Here is a 9983-nt window from a genome sequence, read left to right as displayed (position 1 = left end):
AGAGACTGAAGGACCGCCATCATGGCCCGCACCCACGCGATCGAAGATTATCGTAATTTCGGCATCATGGCTCACATTGACGCCGGGAAGACGACGACGACCGAACGCGTCCTGTTCTATTCCGGCAAGTCGCACAAGATCGGCGAAGTCCATGACGGCGCCGCGACGATGGACTGGATGGAGCAGGAGCAGGAGCGCGGCATTACGATCACGTCCGCCGCGACGACGACCTTCTGGAAAGACAAGAAGCTCAACATCATCGACACGCCCGGGCATGTCGACTTCACGATCGAGGTCGAGCGTTCGCTCCGCGTGCTCGACGGCTGCGTATGCGTTCTCGACGGCAATCAGGGCGTCGAGCCGCAGACCGAGACCGTATGGCGTCAGGCGGACAAGTACGAAGTGCCGCGGATCGTGTTCGTCAACAAGATGGACAAGATCGGCGCCGACTTCTTCAATTGCGTCAACGACCTCGACGTCCGCGTCGCGGGCAATCCGGTCTGCATTCAGCTTCCGATCGGCTCCGAGAACGCCTTCGCTGGCATCATCGATCTCGTCCGCATGAAGGCGGTCGTCTGGGAGAACGAGAACCTCGGCGCGAACTATCACGACGAAGAGATCCCGGCCGACCTCGCGGATCAGGCAATCGAGTATCGCGGCAAGCTGATCGAGGCCGCGGTCGAGCTCGACGACGACGCCCTTGGCGCGTATCTCGAAGGCGTTGAGCCCGACGAGGCGACGCTGAAGAAGCTGCTGCGCAAGGCTGTGCTCACGCGCGCCTTCACCCCCGTGCTGTGCGGGTCGGCGTTCAAGAACAAGGGCGTCCAGCCGCTGCTCGACGCGGTGGTCGACTATCTCCCGTCGCCGCTTGATCGCGGCGCGGTCGACGGCATCGATTTCAAGACCGAAGAGCCGGTCACCCGCGAGCCGTCTGACGACGCCGGGCTGTCGATCCTCGCCTTCAAGATCATGGACGATCCGTTCGTCGGCACCATCACCTTCTGCCGCGTCTATTCCGGCAAGGTCGAGGCGGGCCAGGGCCTGCTGAACTCGACCCGCGACAAGAAAGAGCGCGTCGGCCGCATGCTGCTGATGCATGCGAACAACCGCGAAGACATCAAGGAAGCCTTCGCCGGCGACATCGTGGCGCTTGCCGGCCTGAAGGACGTGCGCACCGGCGACACGCTCTGCGATCCGCTGAAGCCCGTGATCCTCGAGCAGATGGTGTTTCCGGAGCCGGTCATCACGATCGCGATCGAGCCGAAGACCAAGGCCGACCAGGAGAAGCTCGGCATCGCGCTTTCCAAGCTCGCGACCGAGGATCCGTCGTTCCGCGTGTCGACCGACCAGGAATCCGGCCAGACCATCCTCAAGGGGATGGGCGAGCTTCATCTCGACATCAAGGTCGACATCCTGCGCCGCACCTACAAGGTCGACGCAAACATCGGCGCTCCGCAGGTCGCGTTCCGCGAGACGCTGACGCGGCCGGTCGACGTTGACTACACGCACAAGAAGCAGACCGGCGGCACTGGCCAGTTCGCCCGCGTGAAGTTCCACGTCGAGCCGAACGAGGCCGGCAAGGGCTTCGAGTTCGTGTCGAAGGTCGTCGGCGGTTCGGTGCCGAAGGAGTACATCCCGGGCGTCCAGAAGGGGCTCGAGTCGGTGCTCGGCGCCGGAACGGTCGCGGGCTTCCCCGTCGTGGACGTCAAGGTCGAACTGGTCGACGGCGCCTATCACGAGGTCGACTCCTCGGCGCTCGCCTTCGAGATCGCATCCCGCGCGGCGTTCCGCGAGGCCCTGCAGAAGGGCGGCGCGGTGCTGCTCGAGCCGATCATGAAGGTCGAGGTGGTGACGCCCGAGGACTACACGGGATCGGTCATCGGCGACCTCAATTCCCGCCGCGGCCAGATCCAGGGCCAGGACATGCGCGGCAACGCCAACGTCGTCAACGCGATGGTGCCGCTGATGAACATGTTCGGCTACATCAACACGCTGCGGTCCTTCAGTCAGGGCCGCGCGAACTACACCATGCAGTTCGATCACTACGAGCAGGTGCCGTCCAACGTCGCGCAGGAGATTCAGGCCAAATACGCCTGATCCTGCAGCGAGTTGAACGACGCGCCTAAGTCAAAGACGTAAACAGAAGAGAACGGAGCCTCCGGCGATGGCCAAGGAAAAGTTTTCGCGGACGAAGCCGCATTGCAACATCGGGACGATTGGCCATGTCGACCATGGCAAGACGTCTCTGACGGCTGCGATCACGAAGGTTCTGGCCGAGACGGGCGGGGCGACGTTCACGGCGTATGACCAGATCGACAAGGCTCCTGAGGAGAAGGCGCGCGGGATCACGATCTCGACGGCGCATGTCGAATACGAGACGGCGGCGCGCCATTACGCGCATGTCGACTGCCCGGGCCATGCCGACTACGTGAAGAACATGATCACGGGCGCCGCGCAGATGGACGGCGCGATTCTGGTGGTGAGCGCGGCCGACGGTCCGATGCCGCAGACGCGCGAGCACATTCTGCTCGCCCGCCAGGTCGGCGTTCCCGCGCTGGTGGTGTTTCTGAACAAGTGCGACATGGTGGACGACGAGGAGCTTCTTGAGCTTGTCGAGCTCGAGGTTCGGGAGCTTCTGTCGAAGTATGATTTTCCGGGCGACGACATTCCGATCGTGAAGGGCTCGGCGCTTGTGGCGCTTGAGAACGGCGACGCGAAGCTCGGGCATGACGCGATTCTTGAGCTGATGAAGGCGGTCGACGACTACATCCCGCAGCCGGAGCGTCCGATCGACCAGCCGTTCCTGATGCCGGTCGAGGACGTGTTCTCGATCTCGGGCCGCGGCACGGTGGTGACGGGCCGTGTCGAGCGCGGGATCGTGAAGGTCGGCGAGGAGGTCGAGATCGTCGGCATCAAGGCGACGGTGAAGACGACGGTGACGGGCGTCGAGATGTTCCGCAAGCTGCTCGACCAGGGCCAGGCGGGCGACAACATCGGGGCTCTTCTGCGCGGCACGAAGCGCGAGGACGTGGAGCGCGGGCAGGTTCTGTGCAAGCCGGGTTCGGTGAAGCCGCACACGAAGTTCAAGGCCGAGGCCTACATTCTGACGAAGGAGGAGGGCGGCCGCCACACGCCGTTCTTCACCAACTACCGCCCGCAGTTCTACTTCCGCACGACCGACGTGACGGGCGTGGTGCATCTGCCTGAGGGCACGGAGATGGTGATGCCGGGCGACAACATCGCGATGGAGGTGCACCTGATCGTGCCGATCGCGATGGAGGAGAAGCTGCGCTTCGCCATCCGCGAAGGCGGCCGAACCGTCGGCGCCGGCGTCGTCGCCACCATCATCGAGTGATTTGAACTTCTGAAGACCTGAGACGCGGCGGGGCGCGCCGACCATTCGGCGCAGCCCTGGCCCGTGGAGACGGACCACCATGAACGGCCAGAACATCCGGATCCGCCTGAAGGCGTTCGATCACCGCATACTGGACACGTCGACGCGCGAGATCGTGTCGACGGCCAAGCGGACCGGCGCGACCGTGCGCGGACCCATTCCTCTGCCGACCCGCATCGAGAAGTTCACCGTGAACCGCTCGCCGCACGTCGACAAGAAGAGCCGCGAGCAGTTCGAGATCCGCACGCACAAGCGTCTCCTCGACATCGTCGACCCGACTCCCCAGACCGTGGACGCGCTGATGAAGCTCGACCTCGCCGCCGGCGTCGACGTCGAGATCAAGCTCTGACCGGATTATTGGGAAGGACGACGCAGATGCGGTCCGGACTTATCGCACAGAAGCTGGGCATGACCCGCGTCTTCACGGACGCCGGCGAGCATGTGCCCGTGACCGTGCTGAAGGTCGACCAGTGCCAGGTGGTCGCCCACCGCACGGCCGACGCGAACGGTTATGTCGCGCTCCAGCTCGGAGCTGGCTCCCGGAAGCCCAAAAACGTGACCCGCGCCGAGCGCGGCCACTTCGCGAAGGCTGAAGTCGAGCCGAAGCGCAAGATCGTCGAGTTCCGCGTCAGCGACGACGCGGTGATCCCCGTCGGCGCCGAGCTGACGGCCGATCACTTCCTCGTCGGGCAGCGCGTCGACGTGACGGGCACCTCGACCGGCAAGGGCTTCGCCGGCGCCATGAAGCGCTGGAACTTCGGCGGCCTGCGCGCCACGCACGGCGTGTCGGTCTCGCACCGTTCGCACGGTTCGACCGGCGGCCGCCAGGATCCCGGCAAGGTCTTCAAGAACAAGAAGATGGCCGGCCATCTCGGCGACGAGCGGATCACCACGCAGAACCTGAAGGTCGTCTCGACCGATCCGGAGCGCGGCCTGATCCTCGTCGAGGGCGCCGTTCCCGGCGTCAAGGGCGGCTGGATCCTGGTCCGTGACGCCGTGAAGACCAAGCTGCCGGACGGCCTTCCCATGCCCGGCAAGTTCCGTGCGCGTGGTTCGGACGAAGCGCCGGCCGCCGCCGAGACCCCGGTCGAGTCCGCGGCCCCTGAAGCCGCCGCCGAGGAGAACGCGTGATGGTCGACATTGCGATCACCAAGGCCGACGGCAAGGCCGGCGACAAGGTCTCCCTGTCGGACGAGATTTTCGGGCTCGAGCCGCGCGTCGACATCCTGCACCGGATGGTGCGCTGGCAGCTCGCCAAGCGCCAGGCCGGCACGCATAAGACGCTCGGCCGTTCGGAAATCGCCCGCACGGGCAAGAAGATGTATAAGCAGAAGGGCACCGGCCGCGCCCGTCACGCCGCGGCCTCCGCGCCGCAGTTTCGTGGCGGCGGGCGCGCCTTCGGTCCGGTCGTGCGCTCCCATGCGCATGAGCTGACGAAGAAGTTCCGGGCGCTCGGCCTGAAGCACGCTTTGTCGGCCAAGGCGCGCGACAGCCAGATCGTCGTGGTCGAGAACTTCGCCCTGGGCGAGGCCAAGACCAAGGCGTTCCTGTCGCAGATCGAGACGCTGGGCTTCTCCAACGCGCTCGTCATCGACGGCGCGGAGATCGACGCGAACGTGAAGCTCGCGGCCCGGGCGGTCCACACCGTCGACGTGCTGCCCGTCCAGGGCATCAACGTCTACGACATCCTTCGCCGCGACACGCTCGTGCTGACGCGCGCGGCCATCGATGCGCTGGAGGCGCGCTTCAAATGACCGACGTGCGCCACTACGACGTCATCCGGTCGCCGGTCATCACCGAAAAGGCGACGATCGCGTCCGAGCATAACAAGGTCGTCTTCCGCGTCGCGGACACGGCGACCAAGCCGCAGATCAAGGCGGCGATCGAGAAGCTCTTCGACGTCAAGGTCGTGAGCGTCAACACCCTCGTCCGCAAGGGCAAGACCAAGCGTTTCCGCGGTCGTCTCGGCCAGCAAGGCGACGTCAAGCGCGCGATCGTGACCCTCGCCGAGGGCCACTCGATCGACGTGACGACGGGCCTCTGAGGCAGGACGCGGGAAAGGAACCGAAGCGATGGCGCTCAAGTCCTACAATCCGATCACGCCTGGCCTGCGCCAGCTCGTGCTCGTCGACCGCTCGGCGCTCTACAAGGGCAAGCCGCTGAAGCAGCTGACGGAGGGCCTGTCGTCCTCCGGCGGCCGCAACAACCACGGCCGGATCACGGTCCGGTTCCGCGGCGGCGGCCACAAGCGGACGTACCGTCTGATCGACTTCAAGCGTCGCAAGGCGGGCGTGCCGGCCAAGGTGGAGCGGATCGAGTATGATCCGAACCGCACGGCGTTCATCGCGCTGATCCGCTACGCCGATGACGAGCTGAGCTACATCCTGGCTCCGCAGCGTCTGGCGGTCGGCGACACCGTGGTGTCCGGCCCGCAGGTCGACGTGAAGCCGGGCAACGCGATGCCCGTCGGCGCGGCGCCGGTCGGCACGATCGTCCACAATGTCGAGATCAAGATCGGGCGCGGCGGCCAGATCGCCCGCTCGGCCGGCAACTACGCGCAGATCGTCGCCCGCGACCAGGGTTACGTGACGCTTCGCCTCTCGTCGGGCGAGCAGCGCCTTGTGCACGGCCAGTGCTACGCCACCGTGGGCGCGGTCTCGAACCCGGACCATGGCAACATCAGCCTCGGCAAGGCCGGCCGTTCGCGCTGGCTCGGCCGCAAGCCGCACAACCGCGGCGTCACCATGAACCCGGTCGATCACCCGCATGGCGGCGGCGAAGGCCGCACCTCGGGCGGCCGTCATCCGGTCACGCCCTGGGGCAAGCCGACCAAGGGCAAGCGAACGCGTTCGAACAAGGCGACCGACAAGTTCATCGCCTCGAGCCGGCACGCCCGGAAGAAGAAGTAAGGGAGCCCTGACATGTCACGTTCGGTCTGGAAGGGTCCCTTTGTCGATGGGTACCTGCTGAAGAAGGCGGATGCCGCGCGGTCCTCGACCCGCAGCGAGGTCATCAAGACCTGGAGCCGTCGCTCGACCATCCTGCCGCAGTTCGTGGGCCTCACTTTCGGGGTCTACAACGGTCACAAGCACATCCCGGTCAACATCTCGGAAGAGATGATCGGCCACAAGCTCGGCGAGTTCGCCCCGACGCGCACCTTCTACGGTCATGCGGCGGACAAGAAGGCGAAGAGGAAGTAATCAGATGGGCAAGCCAGCAGCCAAGCGCGCGCTTCCCGAGAACGAGGCCCAGGCCGTGCTCCGCACGGTCCGGATCTCGCCGCAGAAGCTGAACCTCGTCGCGCAGATGATCCGCGGCAAGAAGGTCGAGACGGCGCTCGCCGAGCTCACCTTCTCGCGCAAGCGGATCGCCGGCCAGGTGAAGAAGACGCTCGAGAGCGCGATCGCGAACGCCGAGAACAACCATGATCTCGACGTCGACGATCTGATCGTCGCGCAGGCCTTCGTCGGGAAGTCGATCCAGATGAAGCGCTTCAGCCCGCGGGCGCGCGGCCGTGTGGGCACTATCGTGAAGCCGTTCTCGCATCTGACGATCATCGTTCGTCAGGTCGAGGCGGACGCGGCGAAAGCCTGAGGAGAAGACGATGGGTCACAAGGTCAACCCGATCGGGCTTCGGCTCGGCATCAACCGCACGTGGGACTCGCGCTGGTTCGCCCGCAAGGGCGAGTACGTGAAGCTGCTGCACGAGGACATCAAGATCCGCGACGCGCTGCTGAAGGATCTGAAGCAGGCGGCGGTCTCCAAGATCGTCATTGAGCGCCCTCACAAGAAGTGCCGCGTGTCGATCTACTCGGCGCGTCCGGGCATCGTGATCGGCAAGAAGGGCGCGGACATCGAGAAGCTTCGCAAGAAGGTCGGCTCGATGACCGCTTCCGAGGTGCACATCAACATCGTTGAGGTGCGCAAGCCGGAAGTCGACTCGACCCTGGTCGCGGAGTCGATCGCCCAGCAGCTCGAGCGCCGCGTCGCGTTCCGCCGCGCCATGAAGCGCGCGGTGCAGTCGGCGATGCGTCTCGGCGCCGAGGGCATCCGCATCAACTGCGCGGGCCGTCTCGGCGGCGCCGAAATCGCGCGGACCGAGTGGTACCGCGAGGGCCGGGTGCCGCTGCACACGCTGCGCGCCGACGTCGATTACGGGGTCGCCACCGCGAAGACCGCGATGGGCACCTGCGGCGTTAAGGTCTGGATTTTCAAGGGCGAAGTCATGGAGCACGACCCCATGGCTCAGGACAGGCGCCTGAACGACGGCGAGGGCGGACGTCCGCCGCGCCGCGATCAGGCGGCGTAAGGCGAGCGCCCGGGAGTTATTGAATCATGCTGCAACCGAAGCGCACAAAGTTCCGCAAGCAGTTCAAGGGCCGCATCAGCGGCGCCGCCAAGGGCGGTTTTGAACTGAACTTCGGAGCGTTCGGCCTGAAGGCCATGGAGCCTGAGCGCGTCACCGCGCGTCAGATCGAGGCCGCGCGCCGCGCGATGACGCGCCACATGAAGCGCGCCGGCCGCGTCTGGATCCGCATCTTCCCCGATGTGCCGATCTCGTCGAAGCCGACTGAGGTCCGCATGGGCAAGGGCAAGGGCGCTCCGGAATACTGGGCCGCCAAGGTCAAGCCCGGACGGATCATGTTCGAGCTCGACGGCGTGTCGGTCGAACTCGCCAAGGAAGCGTTGGCGCTGGCTGCGGCCAAGCTGCCGATCCGCACGCGCTTCGTGCAGCGCATCGACGACTGAGGACAAACGTCATGGCCAAAGCGCAAGACCTCAGGACGATGACCGTCGACCAGCTCGACGACGAGCTCGTCAAGCTGAAGAAGGAGCAGTTCAACCTGCGCTTTCAGAAGGCGACCGGTCAGCTCGAGAACACGTCGCGGGTGCGGCAGGTACGACGCGACATAGCGCGCGTCCGAACCGTCGCGTCCGTCAAGCGGGGCGACGTCGCCCAGCCGAAGGCCTGAGGAGGACATCATGCCGAAGAGAGTCCTGCTCGGGACCGTCATTTCCGACAAGAACGCCAAGACCGTCGTGGTCAAGGTCGAACGTCGGTTCACGCATCCGCTTCTCAAGAAGACGGTGCGGCGGACGAAGCATTACCACGCCCATGACGAGGACGGCCATTTCAAGGTGGGCGACCTCGTGTGGATCGAGGAGAGCCGCCCGATCTCGAAGCTGAAGCGTTGGGTTGTGCGGGCCGACGTGACCGTGGATCCCGACGTCGCCGCTCCCGCGCCGACCGCGTCCGAATAATTCATCTGAAGAGTTAGGCCCGCCGGGCCAGGTCCGCCGACGACGCGGAAACCGGCTCCGAGCGAGAAAGAAAGGTATACGGCCATGATTCAGATGCAGAGCAACCTCGACGTCGCCGACAATTCCGGCGCCAAGCGAGTGATGTGCATCAAGGTTCTCGGCGGCGCCGGCCGCCGCTACGCCTCTGTCGGCGACATCATCGTGGTGTCGATCAAGGAGGCGATCCCACGCGGCCGCGTGAAGAAGGGCGACGTCATGAAGGCGGTCGTCGTGCGCACGGCCAAGGACATCCGTCGGATCGACGGCTCCGTGATCCGTTTCGACCGCAATGCGGCCGTGCTGATCAACAATCAGAAGGAGCCGGTCGGCACGCGCATCTTCGGACCGGTTCCCCGCGAGCTCCGCGCTAAGAACCACATGAAGATCATCTCGCTTGCGCCGGAGGTGTTGTGATGGCCGCGAAGATCAAGAAGGGCGACAAGGTCGTCGTTCTCGCCGGCCGCGACAAGGGCAAGACCGGCGAAGTGCTGAAGGTCATCCCCACCGAGACGCGCGCGATCGTGCGCGGCGTCAACGTCGTGATGCGCCATCAGCGCCAGACGCAGTCCCAGGAAGGGGGCATCATCCGCAAGGAGGCCGCCATCCATTTGTCCAACATTGCGCTCGCCGATCCGAAGGACGGCAAGGCGACGCGCGTCGGCTTCAAGGTCCTGGACGACGGCCGCAAGGTCCGCGTCGCCACGCGTTCGGGAGAGCAGATCGATGGCTGAGACCGCTTACATCCCGCGCCTGAAGCGCCACTACGACGACGTCGTCCGGTCCAAGCTGGTCGAGGAGTTCGGCTACAAGAACGTCAACGCCGTGCCGACGATCGACAAGGTCGTCGTCAACATGGGCGTCGGCGAAGCCGTGGCGGACTCCAAGAAGGTCGTCAACGCTGCAGGCGAGCTCGCCAAGATCGTCGGCCAGAAGCCGGTGATCACCAAGGCGCGCACGTCGATCGCGACCTTCAAGCTGCGCGAAGGCCAGTCCGTCGGCGCCAAGGTCACGCTGCGCCGGGCCCGCATGTACGACTTCATCGACCGCCTGGTCACGATCGCGCTTCCGCGCGTCCGGGACTTCCGCGGCCTGAACCCGAAGAGCTTTGACGGCCGCGGCAACTTCGCGCTCGGCATCAAGGAGCACATCATCTTCCCGGAGATCGAATACGACAAGATCGATCAGGTCTGGGGCATGGACGTCATCGTCTGCACGACGGCGAAGTCTGACGACGAGGCGCGCGCTCTGCTGCGGGCCTTCAACTTCCCCTTCAGGCAGTGACGGGAGG

The 9983-nt window shown here is 65.3% G+C and carries 16 protein-coding genes; all 16 read left to right on the top strand.

The features are described 5' to 3' along the window. The first annotated feature begins 21 nt into the window (after positions 1 to 21). On the top strand, positions 22 to 2097 hold the full coding sequence (gene fusA / locus ACO2RJ_RS07545; protein ID WP_423267376.1) for an elongation factor G: 2076 nt from the start codon (positions 22 to 24) through the stop codon (positions 2095 to 2097). A gap of 67 nt (positions 2098 to 2164) precedes the next feature. Further along, entirely contained in the window at positions 2165 to 3355 is a 1191-nt protein-coding gene (gene tuf / locus ACO2RJ_RS07540) for an elongation factor Tu (protein ID WP_423267375.1), read from the top strand. A 79-nt stretch (positions 3356 to 3434) separates the two neighbouring features. Further along, a complete protein-coding gene (rpsJ, locus tag ACO2RJ_RS07535; protein ID WP_131001665.1) occupies positions 3435 to 3743 on the top strand; it encodes a 30S ribosomal protein S10 in 309 nt (102 codons plus the stop codon). Between the two features lie 26 nt (positions 3744 to 3769). After that, a complete protein-coding gene (rplC, locus tag ACO2RJ_RS07530; RefSeq protein ID WP_423267374.1) occupies positions 3770 to 4525 on the top strand; it encodes a 50S ribosomal protein L3 in 756 nt (251 codons plus the stop codon). After that, the gene (gene rplD / locus ACO2RJ_RS07525) at positions 4525 to 5148 is read left to right on the top strand and encodes a 50S ribosomal protein L4 (RefSeq protein WP_423267373.1); all 624 of its coding nucleotides are present in this window, start codon (positions 4525 to 4527) and stop codon (positions 5146 to 5148) included. The genes rplC and rplD overlap by 1 nt, the downstream gene beginning before the upstream one ends. Further along, on the top strand, positions 5145 to 5438 hold the full coding sequence (locus ACO2RJ_RS07520) for a 50S ribosomal protein L23 (RefSeq protein WP_423267372.1): 294 nt from the start codon (positions 5145 to 5147) through the stop codon (positions 5436 to 5438). The genes rplD and ACO2RJ_RS07520 overlap by 4 nt, the downstream gene beginning before the upstream one ends. A 28-nt stretch (positions 5439 to 5466) precedes the next feature. Next, the gene (gene rplB, locus ACO2RJ_RS07515; RefSeq protein ID WP_423267371.1) at positions 5467 to 6303 is read left to right on the top strand and encodes a 50S ribosomal protein L2; all 837 of its coding nucleotides are present in this window, start codon (positions 5467 to 5469) and stop codon (positions 6301 to 6303) included. A 12-nt stretch (positions 6304 to 6315) separates the two neighbouring features. Continuing rightward, positions 6316 to 6594 carry a 30S ribosomal protein S19 gene (gene rpsS, locus ACO2RJ_RS07510; RefSeq protein ID WP_423267370.1) on the top strand — a complete coding sequence of 93 codons (279 nt, stop codon included), beginning with the start codon at positions 6316 to 6318 and terminating at the stop codon, positions 6592 to 6594. Between the two features lie 4 nt (positions 6595 to 6598). Then, positions 6599 to 6988 (top strand): 50S ribosomal protein L22, encoded by a 390-nt coding sequence (rplV, locus tag ACO2RJ_RS07505; RefSeq protein WP_423267369.1) that lies wholly within the window; start codon positions 6599 to 6601, stop codon positions 6986 to 6988. A gap of 10 nt (positions 6989 to 6998) precedes the next feature. After that, complete coding sequence (gene rpsC / locus ACO2RJ_RS07500) at positions 6999 to 7703, top strand: 30S ribosomal protein S3 (RefSeq protein ID WP_423267368.1); 705 nt, start codon at positions 6999 to 7001, stop codon at positions 7701 to 7703. Positions 7704 to 7729: 26 nt separating this feature from the next. Beyond that, complete coding sequence (gene rplP / locus ACO2RJ_RS07495; RefSeq protein ID WP_423267367.1) at positions 7730 to 8143, top strand: 50S ribosomal protein L16; 414 nt, start codon at positions 7730 to 7732, stop codon at positions 8141 to 8143. A gap of 11 nt (positions 8144 to 8154) precedes the next feature. Further along, entirely contained in the window at positions 8155 to 8367 is a 213-nt protein-coding gene (gene rpmC, locus ACO2RJ_RS07490) for a 50S ribosomal protein L29 (protein WP_423267366.1), read from the top strand. A gap of 10 nt (positions 8368 to 8377) precedes the next feature. Beyond that, positions 8378 to 8656, top strand: coding sequence for a 30S ribosomal protein S17 (rpsQ, locus tag ACO2RJ_RS07485; RefSeq protein WP_423267365.1), 279 nt, complete (start codon positions 8378 to 8380; stop codon positions 8654 to 8656). An 84-nt stretch (positions 8657 to 8740) separates the two neighbouring features. Beyond that, complete coding sequence (gene rplN / locus ACO2RJ_RS07480; RefSeq protein WP_423267364.1) at positions 8741 to 9109, top strand: 50S ribosomal protein L14; 369 nt, start codon at positions 8741 to 8743, stop codon at positions 9107 to 9109. Next, a complete protein-coding gene (gene rplX, locus ACO2RJ_RS07475) occupies positions 9109 to 9426 on the top strand; it encodes a 50S ribosomal protein L24 (RefSeq protein ID WP_423267362.1) in 318 nt (105 codons plus the stop codon). The genes rplN and rplX overlap by 1 nt, the downstream gene beginning before the upstream one ends. Next, the gene (gene rplE / locus ACO2RJ_RS07470; protein WP_423267361.1) at positions 9419 to 9976 is read left to right on the top strand and encodes a 50S ribosomal protein L5; all 558 of its coding nucleotides are present in this window, start codon (positions 9419 to 9421) and stop codon (positions 9974 to 9976) included. Before rplX ends, rplE begins: the two co-directional genes overlap by 8 nt. Positions 9977 to 9983 lie beyond the last annotated feature (7 nt).

Source organism: Hansschlegelia sp. KR7-227 (genome assembly GCF_049446035.1).
Taxonomy (GTDB): domain Bacteria; phylum Pseudomonadota; class Alphaproteobacteria; order Rhizobiales; family Methylopilaceae; genus Methylopila.
This window is presented reverse-complemented; position numbering and strand designations above follow the sequence as displayed.

Bases quoted from the DNA above. Each gene is read 5' to 3' on its own strand.
- rplD (WP_423267373.1), top strand. From the start codon at position 4,525: ATGGTCGACATTGCGATCACCAAGGCCGACGGCAAGGCCGGCGACAAG.
- rplV (WP_423267369.1), top strand. From the start codon at position 6,599: ATGGGCAAGCCAGCAGCCAAGCGCGCGCTTCCCGAGAACGAGGCCCAG.
- rplN (WP_423267364.1), top strand. From the start codon at position 8,741: ATGATTCAGATGCAGAGCAACCTCGACGTCGCCGACAATTCCGGCGCC.
- rpsJ (WP_131001665.1), top strand. From the start codon at position 3,435: ATGAACGGCCAGAACATCCGGATCCGCCTGAAGGCGTTCGATCACCGC.
- rpsS (WP_423267370.1), top strand. From the start codon at position 6,316: ATGTCACGTTCGGTCTGGAAGGGTCCCTTTGTCGATGGGTACCTGCTG.
- rplX (WP_423267362.1), top strand. From the start codon at position 9,109: ATGGCCGCGAAGATCAAGAAGGGCGACAAGGTCGTCGTTCTCGCCGGC.
- ACO2RJ_RS07520 (WP_423267372.1), top strand. From the start codon at position 5,145: ATGACCGACGTGCGCCACTACGACGTCATCCGGTCGCCGGTCATCACC.
- rpmC (WP_423267366.1), top strand. From the start codon at position 8,155: ATGGCCAAAGCGCAAGACCTCAGGACGATGACCGTCGACCAGCTCGAC.
- tuf (WP_423267375.1), top strand. From the start codon at position 2,165: ATGGCCAAGGAAAAGTTTTCGCGGACGAAGCCGCATTGCAACATCGGG.
- rpsC (WP_423267368.1), top strand. From the start codon at position 6,999: ATGGGTCACAAGGTCAACCCGATCGGGCTTCGGCTCGGCATCAACCGC.
- rplP (WP_423267367.1), top strand. From the start codon at position 7,730: ATGCTGCAACCGAAGCGCACAAAGTTCCGCAAGCAGTTCAAGGGCCGC.
- rpsQ (WP_423267365.1), top strand. From the start codon at position 8,378: ATGCCGAAGAGAGTCCTGCTCGGGACCGTCATTTCCGACAAGAACGCC.
- fusA (WP_423267376.1), top strand. From the start codon at position 22: ATGGCCCGCACCCACGCGATCGAAGATTATCGTAATTTCGGCATCATG.
- rplE (WP_423267361.1), top strand. From the start codon at position 9,419: ATGGCTGAGACCGCTTACATCCCGCGCCTGAAGCGCCACTACGACGAC.
- rplC (WP_423267374.1), top strand. From the start codon at position 3,770: ATGCGGTCCGGACTTATCGCACAGAAGCTGGGCATGACCCGCGTCTTC.
- rplB (WP_423267371.1), top strand. From the start codon at position 5,467: ATGGCGCTCAAGTCCTACAATCCGATCACGCCTGGCCTGCGCCAGCTC.